The 17,994-nt window shown below is 39.4% G+C and carries 16 protein-coding genes; 1 reads left to right on the top strand and 15 read right to left on the bottom strand.

The genetic code is table 11. The annotated features are described in order from the left end of the window. Window positions 1–8 precede the first annotated feature (8 nt). From ACOZ9X_RS15660 to ACOZ9X_RS15590, 15 genes are all read right to left on the bottom strand, one after another. Window positions 9–1,529 (bottom strand): sugar ABC transporter ATP-binding protein, encoded by a 1,521-nt coding sequence (locus ACOZ9X_RS15660; RefSeq protein WP_137791411.1) that lies wholly within the window; start codon window positions 1,527–1,529, stop codon window positions 9–11. Between the two features lie 92 nt (window positions 1,530–1,621). After that, window positions 1,622–2,722 (bottom strand): sugar ABC transporter substrate-binding protein, encoded by a 1,101-nt coding sequence (locus tag ACOZ9X_RS15655; protein WP_423419012.1) that lies wholly within the window; start codon window positions 2,720–2,722, stop codon window positions 1,622–1,624. Window positions 2,723–3,165: 443 nt separating this feature from the next. Next, window positions 3,166–3,561 (bottom strand): VOC family protein, encoded by a 396-nt coding sequence (locus ACOZ9X_RS15650; protein WP_423419011.1) that lies wholly within the window; start codon window positions 3,559–3,561, stop codon window positions 3,166–3,168. A 133-nt stretch (window positions 3,562–3,694) separates the two neighbouring features. After that, window positions 3,695–4,933 carry a serine/threonine transporter SstT gene (gene sstT, locus ACOZ9X_RS15645; RefSeq protein WP_423419010.1) on the bottom strand — a complete coding sequence of 413 codons (1,239 nt, stop codon included), beginning with the start codon at window positions 4,931–4,933 and terminating at the stop codon, window positions 3,695–3,697. A 298-nt stretch (window positions 4,934–5,231) separates the two neighbouring features. Beyond that, entirely contained in the window at window positions 5,232–6,899 is a 1,668-nt protein-coding gene (locus ACOZ9X_RS15640) for a M4 family metallopeptidase (RefSeq protein WP_423419009.1), read from the bottom strand. Between the two features lie 263 nt (window positions 6,900–7,162). Further along, window positions 7,163–7,360, bottom strand: a complete 198-nt coding sequence (locus ACOZ9X_RS15635; RefSeq protein WP_423419008.1) for a hypothetical protein — start codon at window positions 7,358–7,360, stop codon at window positions 7,163–7,165. An 85-nt stretch (window positions 7,361–7,445) separates the two neighbouring features. Then, window positions 7,446–8,108, bottom strand: a complete 663-nt coding sequence (locus ACOZ9X_RS15630; RefSeq protein ID WP_423419007.1) for a Type 1 glutamine amidotransferase-like domain-containing protein — start codon at window positions 8,106–8,108, stop codon at window positions 7,446–7,448. Between the two features lie 209 nt (window positions 8,109–8,317). Beyond that, on the bottom strand, window positions 8,318–9,283 hold the full coding sequence (locus tag ACOZ9X_RS15625) for a tRNA dihydrouridine synthase (protein ID WP_423419006.1): 966 nt from the start codon (window positions 9,281–9,283) through the stop codon (window positions 8,318–8,320). Window positions 9,284–9,530: 247 nt separating this feature from the next. Beyond that, window positions 9,531–10,493: a hypothetical protein gene (locus ACOZ9X_RS15620; RefSeq protein WP_423419005.1), complete on the bottom strand. Its 963-nt coding sequence runs from the start codon at window positions 10,491–10,493 to the stop codon at window positions 9,531–9,533. A gap of 70 nt (window positions 10,494–10,563) precedes the next feature. After that, window positions 10,564–12,015, bottom strand: coding sequence for an MBOAT family O-acyltransferase (locus ACOZ9X_RS15615; RefSeq protein ID WP_423419004.1), 1,452 nt, complete (start codon window positions 12,013–12,015; stop codon window positions 10,564–10,566). Window positions 12,016–12,155: 140 nt separating this feature from the next. Continuing rightward, on the bottom strand, window positions 12,156–13,550 hold the full coding sequence (locus tag ACOZ9X_RS15610) for an AMP-binding protein (protein ID WP_423419003.1): 1,395 nt from the start codon (window positions 13,548–13,550) through the stop codon (window positions 12,156–12,158). Further along, window positions 13,543–13,794, bottom strand: coding sequence for a phosphopantetheine-binding protein (locus tag ACOZ9X_RS15605; protein WP_423419002.1), 252 nt, complete (start codon window positions 13,792–13,794; stop codon window positions 13,543–13,545). Before ACOZ9X_RS15605 ends, ACOZ9X_RS15610 begins: the two co-directional genes overlap by 8 nt. A 451-nt stretch (window positions 13,795–14,245) precedes the next feature. Further along, window positions 14,246–15,622: a 23S rRNA (uracil(1939)-C(5))-methyltransferase RlmD gene (gene rlmD, locus ACOZ9X_RS15600; RefSeq protein WP_423419001.1), complete on the bottom strand. Its 1,377-nt coding sequence runs from the start codon at window positions 15,620–15,622 to the stop codon at window positions 14,246–14,248. 116 nt (window positions 15,623–15,738) lie between these two features. Beyond that, window positions 15,739–16,143, bottom strand: coding sequence for a DUF1259 domain-containing protein (locus ACOZ9X_RS15595; protein ID WP_423419000.1), 405 nt, complete (start codon window positions 16,141–16,143; stop codon window positions 15,739–15,741). 151 nt (window positions 16,144–16,294) lie between these two features. Then, the gene (locus tag ACOZ9X_RS15590; RefSeq protein ID WP_423418999.1) at window positions 16,295–17,200 is read right to left on the bottom strand and encodes a diacylglycerol kinase; all 906 of its coding nucleotides are present in this window, start codon (window positions 17,198–17,200) and stop codon (window positions 16,295–16,297) included. 368 nt (window positions 17,201–17,568) lie between these two features. On the opposite strand from ACOZ9X_RS15590, the gene ACOZ9X_RS15585 reads away from it, so the two are divergent. Next, window positions 17,569–17,778, top strand: a complete 210-nt coding sequence (locus ACOZ9X_RS15585; protein ID WP_423418998.1) for a hypothetical protein — start codon at window positions 17,569–17,571, stop codon at window positions 17,776–17,778. Window positions 17,779–17,994 lie beyond the last annotated feature (216 nt).

Below are 17,994 nucleotides of genomic sequence, written 5' to 3'. Positions count from 1 at the left end.
TTAACCCCCTATTGCGTGGCAAGCTGCATGATGTTTTCTTGATTGGCTTCTTCAATCGGCAGCTCACCTTTCATTCTTCCTTCAGCCATAACGTAGACACGATCACTCATCCCGAGTACTTCACCAAGTTCAGAAGAAATCATAATAATACTCATGCCCTCGCTGATTAATTTGTTCATGATCGTATAGATCTCAAACTTGGCACCAACATCGATACCGCGTGTGGGTTCATCCAAAATTAATAGCTTCGGCCCAACGAACAGCCACTTTCCGAGCGATACCTTCTGCTGATTTCCTCCACTTAAGTTACCGACCGTTTGCTCTAGAGAGGAAGCTTTAATATACATCGAGCGCTTATATTCGGTTGCTCTTTTTACTTCTTCATTCTCGTTGATGATGCCCTTATCAGCGACTTCGTTAAGATTGGCAGCCGTTATGTTGTTCTTAATATCTTGAATAAGGAACAGTCCGTCACCTTTTCGATCTTCCGTTACATAGGCAATGCCTGACTTAATCGCATCACTCGTATGTTTAAACGTTTTTTCCACACCTGAGACTTTAAGCTGACCTTCTAGTTTGTAATTTTTCGGATTACCAAACACACTCAGTGCAAGTTCTGTCCGTCCAGAGCCCATAAGTCCAGCGATTCCGACGATTTCTCCCTTTTTCACATGAAAGTCGATATCTTTTAAAACATGTCTAGCAAGCTCGGTACTATAAGCAGACCAATCATTCAGCTCAAGTATCGTTTCACCAATCTTCTTATCGGGTCTCTTTGGATAAATATCATCAATATCGCGCCCGACCATGTTTTTGATGATCATGTTCTCTGAGATTTCTCCATTAGAAGCATCCAGTGTACAGATCGTTTTGCCATCACGAAGCACTGTTGCTTGGTCGGCAATAGAGATGACTTCTTTTAATTTGTGGGAGATCATAATACTCGTAATGCCCTGTTTCTTCAGCTCACCTAGAAGTTTTAATAAATTCTCACTGTCATCTTCATTCAGTGCGGCGGTCGGTTCATCTAAAATAAGCAGCTTAACGTCCTTACTTAACGCTTTGGCGATCTCAACCAACTGCTGCTTTCCTACACTCAAGTCCTTCACAAGTGTTTCAGGGTTAACATCGAGCCCTACACGCTTCAGCATTTTCTTAGCTTCAGCAATCGTTTGGTTCCAGTCCACTAAGTTTCCACGTTTGACCTCGTTACCTACAAAAATATTTTCATAAACCGTGAGATCCGGAAACAAAGCGAGCTCCTGATAGATGATAACGATGCCGGTTTGAACACTGTCACTGATCTTGTTGAACTGCTGAACACTGCCTTCAAACACGATGTCTCCTTCATACGTTCCATAAGGATAAACACCACTTAGCACTTTCATTAGCGTGGATTTTCCTGCTCCGTTTTCCCCAATCAAGCAGTGTATCTCGCCTTTTCTCACTTTAAAATTTACATTGCTGAGCGCTTTCACTCCGGTAAACGATTTGGAGATCTCGTTCATCTCCAAAATATATCCGCTCATCCTGATCCCTCCAATTAGCCACTCCACTGACTTCATTGTGAAAAATAGTGATAGACGTAGGATCTATCACTATTTCTCGTCCTGCTATTTTCTTATTCAAGCCCTGTAAAATCGTCGGCTTTATAATAATCAGAATCAATAAGTTCCTTCTTCACGTTGTCTTTGTTTACAACGATTACGTTCGTTTGTTTTGCTTTTACTTCAACGTTTCCATTGTCATAAGAACCCGTTGTTTCCGGCTTCTTCTCATCAAGGATCTCAACCGCCATTCCCATTGCATCCTTAACAAGTGTACGAACATCCTTAAATACAGTCATCGATTGTTTGCCATCAATCACATATTGGATAGAAGCTTTCTCTGCATCCTGACCTGTTACAAGGTAGCTAGAAACCGCGCTGTCTGATCCAAATACATCTGCGATCGAACGAGCTGTTCCATCGTTTGGAGCAAGAATCGCCACATCACCTTTTAAGTCTGCCTTAGCAGCCGTCAAATGTGTTTGTGCTTTGTTCTTCGCTTCGTTTGCATCCCAGTTCGTTGTCACTTGGCCGATGATCTTGCTCAGCTCGTCGCGAGAAAGTTCAGCTTTGTCTTTTAAAGCTTCAGCTTCACTAGAGTTAGCGATCTTAAATGTACCGTCAGCAATCTTAGGTTGAAGTACTTTCCAAGCTCCTTCAAAGAATAAGAATGCGTTGTTATCAGAAGCTGCTCCAGCATATAGGTAAAGCGGAGTGTTAGATCCTTTAGCGTTGTCGATCAAGTATTGACCTTGTGCAGCACCTACTGCCAAGCTGTCAAACGTTACGTAGTAATCAACTGCGTCTGTATTCGTGATCAAACGGTCATACGCGATAACCGTTATGTCATCCTTTTTCGCTGCTTCTACAGCTGCAGCTGCTGCATCGCCATCTTGCGGACAGATGATAAGAACATCGATTCCTTTGTTGATCAATGTTTCAACATTTTCTTTTTCCTTTGCAGAAGATCCTTGGCTGAACAGAATTTCAGTCGTGTAATCTGTTCCTTTTAAAGCATCCTTAAATCTTTGCTCGTCCTGCACCCATCTTGGCTCATCTTTCGTAGGTAAGACGATCCCCACGCTTACCTCGCTATTGCTGTCACTGCAACCAGCTGCAACAAGCATAAGCATGATTACCGCCAGCATTAGAGATACTAATTTACTTTTCTTCATATTTTGTTCCCCCTCTTTTAGGTACTTACAAGTTAATTATAGCTACGTAAAAAGAGGGTTTGAAAGCGCTATCATTAGCACTTTATTAACATCGTCTGTACTTTTTTAAACTAGGTTAGATAGTTTGGTTATTAATTCAGTAAAAAGAGATTATTTACTAGAAGGGATGTGTTGAAGGAAGTAAAAGTGTTCCTGATAAAGACATTTTTTGGTGAATGTGTTTTTGGAGAAAACACCCAAACATATATTCACGTTAAATCGATTATATTCACGTTAATTTTAATAATTTCACATTAATCTTGATAATTTCACGTTAATCTCAATAATTTCACGTTAGCATTTTTTCAAGTGGCTAACAGCAATCACTCACCACTAACAGGATTTCCGACAAACAAGAAAAAGACAGCACCGTATTAATGGTGCTGCCTGTATCGTTTTTTCTGTTATTTCGCATTCTCATCAGGCTGATGGATACCGAAAATATTGCCTTCTGTATCTATGTAGTATCCTTGCCAAGCCATTCCTGGAAGTGCATACTTCGGCATCGCCACTTTTCCGCCTTGCTCCAAAATCTTTTCTTCTGTTTCATCATAGCTTTCAACACCCATCGTACAAGCATATCCATTTAATGCTTGATTCGGTTCAGGAGGAGGGCTTTGCCTTTGCATGAGTGCCCCGTTGATTCCCATTTCTTTGTCGTCACCCGTTACTGCACCATAATACGGCATTCCGGCAAATTCACTCCAATCTTGAAATGACCAGCCAAACACCTCACCGTAAAACTTCATTGCCCGCTCCATATCATCTACATGAATTTCGAAATGCACTAATCTGCCCATGAGTAACCTCCTGATTTTTTTATAATAAAACCACTTATGTCATTCCATACACATATTCGTAATTCCTTTAAACGAGAAAATACGACAACAAAAAGGCACCCTCAACGCTAAACAACGTCTCAGGTGCCATTTATTATGCTGCTTTTTGAATGTTAATTTCTTTTCCATCTTTACGCCATTCTTTGTATTCGGCTGCTGCTGTAAAGAGTACGTCTGTAGATGAATTTAGGGCTGTTTCAAAAGAATCTTGTAAAACACCAATGATAAAGCCGACACCTACTACTTGCATCGCCACATCACCTGGGATACCGAACAGACTACATGCTAGAGGAATCAATAATAGCGATCCCCCAGCAACCCCAGAAGCGCCACATGCGCATACAGCGGAAAGAACACTTAGAAGAATTGCAGTCCCAAGATCAACCTGAATGTTTAGCGTATGAACCGCCGCAAGTGTTAAAACAGAAATTGTAACCGCAGCACCTGCCATATTGATCGTTGCGCCTAATGGGATGGATACAGAGTAGTTATCCTTGTCCAAACCAAGCTTCTCACATAACTTCATGTTGACAGGAATGTTAGAAGCGGAGCTGCGTGTGAAGAATGCTGTAATTCCACTTTCTTTCAAGCATTTAAAAACTAACGGATAAGGATTTTGTCTGATTGCTAAATACACAATAACTGGATTTACAACCAACGCAACAAATACCATACAACCAATTAAAAGTCCTAACAACTTGCCATAACCCAATAACGAGTCAATACCGTTTGACGTAATCGATTCAACGACTAATCCCATGATTCCTAGCGGTGCAAACTTAATGACCCATGTCACCAATTTAGCTACAGCCTCAGAAACGTTTGAAAGCATCGTTTTTGTTGTTTCCTGTGCACTTCTTAAGGCAAGTCCTAATAGTACTGCCCATGCTAAGATACCGATATAGTTCGCGTTAACCAAAGCGTTGAATGGATTATCAACAACGTTCATCAGCAACGTTTTTAGTACTTCAACAACACCACCCGGAGGGGTCACCCCTTCTGCTCCCTTACCAAGAGTCAGACCTACAGGGAAAATAAAACTTGCAATAACCGCTGTTAATCCAGCTAAGAATGTACCTACAAGATAAAATAAAATAATGGCTTTCATGTTCGTCTGATGGCCCGATTTATGTTGAGCGATCGCCGACATAACCAAAAATAATACCAAAACAGGTGCGATTGCTTTTAGTGCACCTACAAATAATGTTCCAAAAATAACAACAGGTTTTGCTGCTTGCGGAATCGTTAAAGCTAAGATAATACCTACAATCAATCCGATAAAGATCTGTTTAACAAGACTTAACTGATTCCACTTTTTCAGTATACGTTTCATAGATGTCATCACCAATCTAGTTAGAATTGTAAAGCTGTTTATCTGAATAAACCTGTAGCAAGATTAGTCTTTAACCAATAGGATTATCGAAGCAAGAAGAAGTAAATCCACCCGGAAAAGACAATTGTCTTTCTGTTAAGTAGTATTATAGTAGGTATTCCAGCGTAATACAATGTATTTATAAAAGTTGTAATAATTAGAATATTTAATAATATTTACGTGTTTTTTTATTAGAATAAAACCTCAGGATATTATTCCTGAGGTTTTTCACTTTCAATTAGGTTCTATTACCACGTTTTCAATCAATTCCAACCGCATCAAAGCCTTCGTTAACTGCACTCACTTCTGCACTTCCTGATCCATAAAGATCTGTTGCAGCTTGTACGATGGCTTGACGAGCTTCACTAAAATTCGAATTCGATGTTAAGTAAACCGATAGTGCACGGTAATATATTTTCCCTAATTTTTCTCTACCAAGCTCCTCACCAATTAAATAAGCAGCATGATTGGTGATAGAAGAGTTCACATGTACACCACCATTATCTACATTCAGCGGCATGTTATAATATTCATCCATATGTGCTGGATAGACGCCACTGCCATATGCTGCTCTTTGCGGGTTGCTGACAACTACACTATTCGGGTCGCTTAAGCTACGCAATCTCGTTACGCCATCTGCTTTTGCTGCCGGGGCCATAATGTCCTCACCCATTTCCCAATCACTATCATCAACGAGCGCACCAAAAACGTCAGCGAATGATTCGTTAAGTGCTCCAGATTGGTTACGGTACGCTAGATTCGCGGTATGCGTAATTACACCATGTGTCATTTCATGGGCCGCAACATCAAGTCCAGCGGATAATGGAATGAAGAATTCACCGTCACCATCTCCATAGGCCATATAACGTCCATTCCAGAATGCATTATTGTAATCGACTCCCATGTGTACATAGGAATTGATCGCCATACCTTCTCCATCCAAAGAATTCCTACCATGCTCATTCAAATAATACTCATATACCTTTTCAGAATTATAGTGTGCATCAACAGCCGCTCGGTCATAGTCACTCGTAAAGGAAGCAGAATTTCCCGTATAAATCTTATCATTACTAGAGTCCCAATCACTTGTTGCATCATACGTAAAAATTCCTTCAAGATTCTCATGTGAGTAATCCGCTAATGCAAATCTTGTTCCAGATTGCGGTTCTTTCACTCGTGTAATATGTAATTTTCTATGTTCACCATTAACGCCAAGGCCAGAGCCTGTTTGTGTCTTGTGTTCCTCTGCATGCATGAGCCCATTAAATTGATCGATGACTTTCCCTGTCTTAGCATCTACAAATACAAACCAGTTTCCAGGTTCTTCACCCATAAAGTTAACGTTTATTTTATAAGCGGTGTGATTCTTATTTTCAAAAGGATAGATAACGAGCTCAGATGTTGGTTCATACGTTAGTTCTTGTGGGGCATTAATTGACGAGAAGGCAGCTTGAAGCGCATCATCTTGGCTGATGGCAGGAGTGGTGTCTACAAGTTGGTCGACAAGAGTCTGATTGGTTCTTCCATTTACCGACACGATCTCATGATTTTTATTAAAATGGGCAATTACTTCAGATCCTTCAACAGGAATCCCATTGACGACCTGATTAAAGCGGACATGAGTCATACCTAATTCATCTTTTTGTACATCTTTTACTTTTAGATTTTTCTTCGGACTTTGAATTCCAGTTTTATCTTCATTTTTCTTTAAATAATTTAGTGCGTTCGTAGAACTGCTGGAGGAAAACCTCTCTAAATTTCGTTCCTTCACAAAGAAAGGTACACTCGCTTTCTCATTCCATTCCTTAGATGCTTGTACACTGTTAACCTTGGTAGAATCTACCGGATGAGCCAAGACATTCATTGGAATAGAACCTACCAATAAGGCAGATGACAGAATGACAGGAGCAATAAGCTTTTTCTTCACAATTTGTTACCTCCTATTAATTGGATAACTTCATTATAAAGAATAGCTGGTCTATTTAAATGAACAATTAGAATTATTTTAATATTCAAACTAAAAAGGTTTAATTTATTTTTAGGTATAATTTCCCAAAGTGCAATTGTTGTAAATCTCCTCGCATAATTTATATTTATATTGAAAAAGAGGAATGGAGACTTTACCCCATTTAAAGAATCAAAGATATTCATATACAAATTACTTTTGCAATATAGATAGGACATTCAGTACTACTCAGATTCAATAACCCTTGCCACTCCATGTCCACACTTCTTACACTTGCCTTTTAAAACAACTCCAAATCGAGCCTCTTCTATCGTAAAACTTTCAATCGTTGTAACACCTGAACAATTCGTACAAAAAACATTATTAATAAGCCGACTTCTAATCTCTTTAGGAATAGAAAGCCATCTTTTATTGGCCTCCATTTTATAACCTCTATTCTTCATTTATTTACTAAGAAAACAGATACGCAAATGACATTCAACAAGCTAGTAGAAGAGACATTCAAAACTAAAACTGTTTCCAATGTCCTTCTGAGATCACTTCGACTTCTCCATCAATCACTTTAATGGCGGTATCATCGTTGATAGCATACGCTGCCCCCTGCAGCTCAGCTGCCCATCGCTCTGCAGCTGCCATGGTATTTCCCGGTAGCATTTCATGATCAACATGTGGGAATATAGAAAAATCGACAAATCCAAGTGCTTGATCCACACCACTCGGTGGAGTCCAGCCAATAAAGAATTCTCCAATCTTAGGTCCCAACACCATGCTTCCTGCACTCATTCCCACATATACTGCGCGAAGCGACGGTAATAGCTCTGCCAGTCCTGATTGTTGCATCCAATGATACAGGTAAAGAGCGTCTCCGCCCGAAACTAATAAGACGTCGGTCTCCTTTACGAGGGGTACCCAGCGTTCTTTATCAATGCTGGGCAGCGCTGTTAACTCAAGCACACCAACTGACTTCCAACCTAGATTAACCATAGGATTCACTTCTTTCCCACTGATGAATTCCCAGGCTTTCACGCCTGGCCCCACCCATGGATGTCCGTACATTGCGGTAGGTATACACAGCGCGTTGCAGTCAGCAATCGGCTTGTCCAGCATGTCAACCAACGCGTCATGTATGCTCTTGTTAATCACGCCTCCCGATGTAAGCAGTAATTTCATAACGTGACTCCTCCTTGCATTTTACATGAATGTATCTATAATTCTACAAAAGCAGTCACCTTCCTTTTATAGACCGTGTAGAGTTACTTTTCTACTCAATATGGAACTAGTCATAATAAGCTTACTTTGCTGAATTTCCCTCATATTTGAAAGTAAAAAAAACAGTATGAAACCTTCAAGGTTTCATACTGTTTTCCACTGTAAGTTTCCTATTCTTTTTCCAGTTCTAACTTATCTAAAATCGCTCTCACTTCATCCGTGGATTTTGTGTTCATCAACTGATTGCGTAATTCTGCCGCCCCAGGGAACCCTTTAACATAGATCTTGAAAAAGCGATGAAGCCCTGTGATGGAACGAGGCACTTCTTCTGAGTATTGATCTTGAAGATCAAGCTGCAGTCTTAACAGATCAAGATATTCTTTACTGCTGTGCTCTCTTGGCTCTTTTTCAAAGGCAAAAGGATTTTTAAAGATTCCACGTCCGATCATGACGCCGTCGATCCCGTATTTTTCTGCAAGCTCTAGCCCGACTTGACGGTCTGGAATGTCTCCATTGATCGTTAACAATGTGTCTGGAGCAATTCGGTCACGCAGCTTTTTAATCTCAGGAATAAGCTCCCAATGAGCATCTACAAGACTCATTTCCTCTCTTGTGCGTAGATGAATAGAAAGGTTCGCAATATCCTGCTCTAAAATATGAGTAAGCCACGCTTCCCACTCATCGATCTCTTTAAAACCAAGTCGTGTCTTCACGCTAACAGGCAGTCCGCCCGCTTTAGCCGCCTGAATCAATTCAGCCGCTACATCTGGACGTAGAATAAGGCCACTTCCTTTTCCTCTTTGTGCAACATTCGGTACAGGGCAGCCCATGTTAATGTCGATTCCTTTAAAGCCCATCTCTTTCATGCCAATACTCATTTGACGGAAATATTCAGGGTTATCTCCCCATATATGTGCTACCATCGGCTGTTCATCTTCTGTAAACGTCAAACGGCCTCTGACACTTTTTAAGCCCTCTGGATGACAATAGCTATCTGAGTTTGTAAACTCCGTAAAAAACACATCCGGTCGCCCAGCTTCACTTACGACATGACGAAAAACTACATCTGTCACATCCTCCATTGGAGCAAGTACAAAAAATGGACGCGGTAGATCACGCCAAAAATTATCTATCATTAATGCTCAAATCCTCTCACTATAGTGCAACTTCAAAATCCCAGTAAAATAAATATTCTTTTACACTTATATCATGATTGTTAACTCAATATCAATCACTGCACATTTATAATTTATGGAAATTTGCAGATGCACAAAAAGCTTCTCAATGGTTACGATATCAACCCAATTTGTACTAAAAGATACTATAAGCTGTCTCCAAAAAACAGTAAAACCGTACATTTATTCCTGCAGATCTATCCCTTTATCAACCATTAGAGTTATGAAAGTCTTTCATGTATGATTTAACTTTGATTGAATCTTTTCTTAAATAGCCCATTCTCTTCAGTTCCTCGTATACGATCCAAGAGAACTTTTTTCTTCCCTCACTGTTTAAATGGTCGGGATCGATAAAATATTCTTTTTTGTTTACGAATCTTTGATCACTCATATAATTTAAAAATGGAACATTTAGATTTAAAGCTTCTAAATGCTGAAAAACAAGTCTATTCATTACTTCTTCATTGAAATATTCTTGATAAGACTGATGAACGGGCTCCATGGTCAACACTACCTGGTAGCCTTTATCGCTGCAATAATCTACAATGTCTTCTAACTGCTTTACATTTGGTTCGATGTTATTGTTTTCTATGGCTTCCTGGTACTGTTCTTCTATTTTCTCATACTTTCTTTCCGAGTAATCTTTACCGTTATTTGACCACGGTTGATGAGAATTCCATCTTAGATCTTTTAGTTTACCCGTGATTGCAGAGCTAAGACTCGCAGTATTTGTCCCAGGTAAGTTTAAGTAAGTGTAATAATCTATCAAATTATACGGTTCGATATCACTTCGATCCAAAACTCTATAATAGTTCCCAATGTTCTTAGCCTCAGAATTCGCGAAAGTCATCTGAGAGATGGAAACGAGAACGACACCACCAGGTTTAAGATGCTCACCATACTCTTTTAACAATTTAGAGTCGTATTGAATGGTCTGAGAAGGAAGCGCTAAGTCCAGATGGGACAGACCAGTGGGTTTAAAATAATAACCATACATCGAATGAGATGCACCTAGATTGATGATATCAACAGGATGTGGTTCTTTCTTAAATGCCAGTATGTCATGGTCAATATTGTAATCATATGAATCCTTAACAAATTGATTGATAGGCATAAAAAGCAGGGTAACAACACCGATGATAATTGTTAACTTAATGAATAAACGTACCATAGCAAATCCTTTCGAACATCGTGTTTCTTGACCATAATTCTCACCTAAACTTCACATGGAAGTTGTTGTATCAAAATCCACCATAAACAAATCCATCACCTGTAACACCTAATACAATAACTGAAAAAACAAGAAAAATATAAAATGCCAACCTAGTAAATGTGGAGTGCTTTGATAGAAATTCCCATGCTGAACCATTGTTTCTTTCTATATACTGGAACAGTTGTAGAATAATAAAGAAAAAAATGAAAAGCAGCAGATCAAATAACGGGAAAATTTCAAAAGCATTAATCATTCCAACCGGACTCCAAGAGCTGATACTTAAAAAAAGTTTTGCATGATCAAATGCTTGTGCTACGGTATCCGATCGAAAAAAAACTCTGGAAAAGCAGACGAGCAGGAAGGTTATTGCAATTTTCAACCACCTATGGAGCACTGGGCTTCTATCCAATCGAATAAAAGAAGCCATACTTTCACGATAAGATTTTGTTGCATCTCCAAACACACGATAAAACCCATGAATGAGACCCCATAATATAAAAGTCCAAGCAGCTCCGTGCCAAATGCCGCTTACTAAAAACGTAATCACAATGGCAAAATATATTTCACTTCTTTTCTTTTTTCTCTTACATAACGGGAAAAAAATATAATCCCTAAGCCATGTGGAGAGCGTTATATGCCATCTACTCCAGAAATCTGAAATTGAAACGGCAAAGTGCGGCTGCTTAAAGTTTTCAGTTAAATTGATTCCCAGCATTCTTGCACTACCAATGGCAATGTCACTGCATGCTGAAAAATCAGCGTATAACTGTATCGAGAATAAGATAGTAGCTAGTACGATTTCAGAACCAGACGGGTTAGGACTATCGTAAACACTAGCAACAATTGGAGCGAGTCGATCTGCAATCAATGTCTTTTTAAAAAAACCCCAAGTAATTCTCTTCATTCCATAGACTAAATTTTCATAGTTTAAACGCTGTTCGACTTTCAATTGTGGAATTAATTTTTTGGCACGTTCAATTGGCCCTGCAACCAGTTGTGGAAAAAATGCAAAATATACCGAAAAATAACCATAATGTCTTTCAGCTTTTTGCTTACCATAGAAAATATCCACAAGATAACTTACAGCCTGAAATGTATAAAATGAAATGGCTAATGGCAGAACAATCTCTTGGTAGGGTATTGAATAATCCCAACCCATGAACGTTGCCAACGACCGAAGCGACTCATTCACAAAATTAAAATATTTAAACCAACCAAGAAAAAACAATAATACAGAAATACCAACAATCATGGCTTTTTTCTTCTGTTTTTTTGTCTCCTGTTTTTCAATGAAGATTCCAGTAAAATAAGTAAAAGCTGTGCTTATAAAGAGTAATAGTATAAATTGAATACTTAAACTAGCGTAAAACACGTAACTCGCAATTAATAAAAGAACCCATCTGAATCGATGGGGAATTGAATAATTCAAAAAAACAGTTATTGCGAGAAATAGAAGAAACTCTATTGATATAAAAGTCATGCGATCACCTGATAATCAATCAACTTGTAATTTTTTGATAAATGAAACTAGTAACCTATCGCTTAAAAACCAGTTATATATACTAGTGTAAATTGTTATTCCAATTTTCCACTTTGTTATGTGTATCTGAGCGCCTTTAATTATCCATGTTTAGGAAGGTCTGAATAGAGAATTTTCCCATAATGATTACGTGGAATTTTCGTTATTCTCATAATCTTAAAGCCCTTTAAGTTTAATTTTTCCTTGATTATTTTTTTTATCTGGACAAAATCATCTCTTAATGTGTAGATATACATTTGGTCATCTGTTCCAGTACAGATACAATCGTGGCCATGCTCATTTAAAAACGCTTCTAAATCATCAAGGCTGATGCGGTTTCCATAGACCTTAATCATTCTTTTGATGCGTCCCGATATAAAGAAATACCCATCCTCATCAAAGTAAGCCATATCTCCTGTACGCAAGATACCATGATTCTCGTCTTTTTTCGAAAGATCGAATAACGACTCCGCATACCCTAAGGAAACATTCGGCCCTTTGTATATCAATTCACCTATCAAATGAGGTGCTGTAATTTTATTTCCCTTGTCATCCTGAAGGATCAGCTCTCCACCAGGAATAGCAATACCAATACTTCCGGCTTTTTCAATGTTTTTTTCATAAGGTAGATAGGTCATCCGCGCTGTCGCCTCCGTTTGACCGTACATTGTAAAAAACTGAATCCCCTTCTGATTACACACTTCAGCAAATTTAAGCGATAGCGTTTCGCTCAATTTGCCACCTGCCTGAGTTAATTTTTTTAAACTTGGCAGACTAAGCTCTTCAAACTTCATCCTGTCAAGCATCTCATACACAAAAGGAACTCCACCAAAAGTTGTGACTTGCTGTTCCTTACATAAATTCCAAAACTCCTTACTCATGATAGAAGCCCCCGTTACAACGACGGTGGCTCCACATATGAAATGGCTGTTAATAATAGAAAGCCCGTAGGAGTAATTCATTGGTAGTGTAGTGATTGGTTTATCTTTTTCATGGATATCAAGATACTTTGCTATTGATTTAGCGTTTTCAAATATATTTTCATAGCTTAACCGAACAAATTTGGGGCTCCCCGTACTCCCAGAAGTTGTTAAGAGGAGAGCAAGATGTTCATGTAGATTATGTTGAAAATAGGTCGGACATTTATATAATGTGTAATCTCCATATACAAATGAACGATCCATTGTCTTTAAGAGATCTTGATTATTACTATTTGCCCAGATGTATGCAGGCTTATAAAGATGAATCAGTCTGCGTAACCGTTCCATATGAATGGATGCATCCAAAAGCACGGGGACAACGCCACCTCTAATAAAGCCCACGTAGCCAAATAAAGACTCTTTATTATTTGAGCACAAACAAAAAACGAGCGTTCTTTCACCCACATTACGGCAGATGGCATCAGATATTTCTACCATTTCAGAGTATGAATATTCTCGGTCTGCATATACAGCTGTGCGGTTTCCAAACTGCTCCATTTTTTTGAAGTTATTCATTAATAATGTCCACTCCCGAACGTTCCAATAGCTCAATTCCAGACTGGTAAGAATTAAATTCCGTCATCCATTCTGAATCTAATGAGACATCAAATGCATCCTCAATCTCACAAATGAGTGCCATATGGGCGATTGAATCCCATTCTGCTGATTCTGCTAATACTAAATTCTCAACTACTTCATCTTCCTCTAGTTCCAACACATTAATAAAGGCATTTCTATATTTTTCGATGTTTCTCATCATTTACACCCTTTCCATAATGACTGTTTCTGCATCTTGACAGAGAAACAACCCTATATATCTATCAATTTCTAGTCTCTTCGGAGATTATGATTTTCTTTCATAGATATCCACTTCATCTTGACTTCTTAAGTAGTCAAAACATGCTAGCTTCGTGAAAGCTTTCTAAAATATTATTAATTTGTCATAGTGACACATCGATTATTACTTTTTAACCGCTTCTTATTGATAATAATTATCATTACCAATCATGATTCTAGCATATCGCCTTTTGAAAAACAATAACTGTTAAATTATTAAAATTTGGCATTTACCCTTAAAAATCACTTTTCGCGTCTCAGGTTTTAAAATTACATTTTCAGTAAATAGAAGAAAGAAAAAACTCCACAAATTAAAAAAAGTAGGTTCCGCCTTTATCGGTGACCTACTTCTTCTTCCTGCCATTATTTTATAATTATTTATGCTCAAGCAGCGCTACCGCTTCAACATGTGTCGTCTGAGGAAACATATCGACCGGCTGTACTTTCTGCGTTTTAAATCCACCATCTTCAAGTACACGCAAGTCACGTGCGAGAGTGGCCGGGTTACAACTCACATACACAACACGCTTCGGCTTCATTTCGATAATGGTTTTTAATAACTCTTCGTCGCAACCTTTTCGAGGTGGATCGACGACGATTACATCTGGCGTGATGCCTTGCTTTTTCCACTCTGGAATCACGTCTTCTGATTTACCAACAGCGAACTCAGCGTTATGGATGTTGTTTAACTCCGCATTGCGGCGCGCGTCCTCAATCGCTTCTGGTACGATTTCTACCCCGTACACTTTTTTCGCTTTTTGCGCGAGGAACAGGGAGATCGTCCCAATGCCGCAATACGCATCGATGACGGTCTCATCCCCATTCAGTTCCGCATAGTGTAACGCTTGATCATAAAGCACTTTCGTCTGGTCCGGATTGATCTGATAAAACGAACGAGCTGAGATGGCAAACTTGATGTCGCCGATAAAATCGTAAATATATTCAGCACCCCACAGCACTCGTGTTTCTTCACCAAAAATCACGTTCGTACGTTTTGGGTTCACATTTTGCACAATCGATTTAATCTCAGGCAGTGCGTTTCGAATATCTTCTACTATCTTCTTACGCTGCGGCAGGTCTTGGCCGTTCGTTACGAGTACAATCATCAAATCGCCTGTCGTTTTCCCGTATCGCGCTATGATATGACGCAGAATGCCTTTATGTTTTTCTTCATTATAAGCACTGATGTTGTACTGATTGACGATTTCTTTCACAGCTTGTACCGCATCGTCGTTCGTATCTCCCGTGATGATACAGCTATCCATCTCTACGATCTCATGGCTGCGCTTTTGGTAAAAACCTGTGATGATGCGGCCGTTGCGTTCACCGACTGGTACTTGCGCTTTATTGCGATAACGCCACGGCTCTTCTCCCATACCTAGTGTAGGCAGAACAGGTACATCTTCTAGCTTACCGATTCTCGTTAACACGTCTTCTACAAGCTTACGTTTATACTCCAGCTGTCCTTCATAAGATAGGTGCTGCAGCTGACAGCCTCCACACCATTTATAGATCGGACAAGGCGGATCAACACGTTCAGGACTCTCTTTGATCAACTCTTCTAAACGACCAAAACCGAATCCTTTTTTCACACCAATAACCTTAATCTTCGCTCGCTCGCCAGGCAATGTATTCGGCACAAACAAAGTAAACCCATTTACACGAGCAACTCCTGCTCCTTCATGGGTTAAATCCACTATGTCTACTTCATAACTTTCATTTTTATGAACAGGCAAATCAGCCTTTGTCATTGTCATCGTCCCTTTTTGTCACATATGCTTTTCTGATTGTAGCATAACTGTTAGTGGACACCAAATGCTTACATAAAAAAACAGACCACCTAATGTGGCCTTCCTCATGGATACTTTTAAGAAGAAGGATAACTCGTTAAATATGAAAAAGACCGGCTTATCTTTTGAGCAAAGTCTAATGGGGGTTCGACGGATTGAACATGCATGTACATAACCTGAGGATTAACGTATAGCCAGTGATTATGAAGCGCACTCACAATGAGACCCTGGTGAACCACTGCATACATAAAACGTGGGATTTCTTCCTGTAGGATAGCAATTTCCAATAGGTTCAGAGCATTGCCGTCTTGATCCAGAGACTCAAACGAAATTCCAACAGGAAGAACTGCTTTGCTTGGTTTTCCTTGGACAGAGGCGGAGAACGTTCGGTGCAGCGAGACCTTGCAAACACCATTTTGATTTTGTGACTTTCCGTTTAAAATACTAGCAAACTGCTTGCACAAATTCTGGTTGCTGTCCATTTTATAAACTCCTTTGGGAAGCTTAGGGATACGATTTATGCATCCTGAATTATAGTTTACTTTCTTATGTGTTCAGCGATGACAGTTTTCTATCACAAAAAAAAGAACACTTCAGCAGATTTTGCTTACAGTGTTCTTTGACTTCATCGGTTTATGGTTTGAGTCGCTCTTTTGGTACAAGCAATTCAAAATGATGGTGCAGATTTTCAAACTCACCTGGCAGGATTCCGCCAAGCTCTCCATCTAAATTGATCTGCATCTTTTCGCGTGGCGTTACTTTTACACGCTTTGCCTTCTTATAGATCACATGATCATCATGGATGTGTTCACCGCGGATCGCAAGGGATGCGATACGGACAAACTCTGCAAGGTTTGTTTTCTTCAAGATGATTACATCAAAAAGACCGTCATGAAACTCTGATGATGGGGCAAGCTTCTCGAAGCCCCCAACTGAATTTGTGTTAGCGACCAGGAAGAGCATGATCTCGCCTTCGTATTTTTCTTTATCATCAAATTCGATCTCTACAAATGTAGGACGGATCGATGGCAGCATCTCAATTCCTTTTAAGAAATATGCCAGCTGTCCGATCATCGTCTTCAGCTTGCTTGGCACTTCATACGTGAGCTCTGTAATACGACCGCCACCTGCGATGTTGATGAAGAACCTGTCGTTTACTTTACCGATATCAACAGGCATATGTACACCACCACATAGTACATCACAAGCTCCTTCAATCGTACGCGGCACACCTACTGCACGTGCAAAGTCATTCGTTGTTCCTGCTGGAATAATTCCTAGCATTGGACGGTTTTCAAGTCCTGCTAGTCCGTTAACCACTTCATAGATCGTTCCGTCTCCACCGGCTGCAATAACAAGGTCAAAGCCCCTTTCCCCCGCTGAGCGTGCTGCACGAGTCGCACAACCGTCTTCAGGTGTTGTTGCATGACAAGACGTTTCATAACCTGCATTTTCAAGTCTGTCCAGAATATAAGGAAGCTGTTTTTTTACCGTTTCTCTTCCCGAACTTGGATTATATATTAGTCGAGCTCGTTTCATATCTTTCACCTTCATTATTTGACTTCTTTTAAAAGTTTTAACCTAAATTTGTTTGTTGTATAACTGCAAAAAACAGCCCACTGCCGGACTGCTTCTGTCAATTCCTCTTATATTATAGTGATACCTGTCTTAAATTGCAAAGCAGTTATCTGCCAGTATGTGTTAAAATTGTGTCTAATTTGTAGGGGGTCTGTCCCGGGGTCTGACCCCGGGACAGACCCCCTAAAGGATTTCTTTACCATTTTATAGAATTATACATATAAAGCAACATTGAGTATAAACAAGCTTCATCTCTTACTTCATTCGCATATATAAGAAATAACAACATACGGTAACGAGTAACATCACTACTTTAAGGAGGTGCTTCTATGTTTTGGCTATACATTTTAGGACCTATTGCCGCGGTGACTTTATTAGCAGCAATCGTAAACTGGAGAACAAGGCTAAAGTACAGAAGGCATAACTACAAATACGAGCTTGAAGAGCATGTTAGTGATCAAAACAAGATCAATAATGCAGCTGCCTGGAACGCATCCCAACATAATCACCACTCGGGTGGCGGTGGTGGAGGATTTTAAAAGACAGGATCGATTGGTTGACAAACGAAGTTTTAAACAACAACAAATAACCTTCCTGAAAAAATACTGATGATACTCATTCAGTATTTTTTTGTTTGATATTATTTGAATGATTTACATTACTTTGTACGTCAAAATATTTAGAAAGGGGTGTGTTTGGAAAATTCATACATAATGGTATTCAAAAGACATGTCAATTCGTTTACAATTATTACA

The organism is Fictibacillus nanhaiensis, assembly GCF_049537595.1.
GTDB classification, from domain to species: Bacteria; Bacillota; Bacilli; order Bacillales; family Fictibacillaceae; genus Fictibacillus; species Fictibacillus nanhaiensis_F.
The sequence above is the reverse complement of the archived record's forward strand: the minus strand, read 5'-3'. Positions and strand labels throughout refer to the sequence as shown.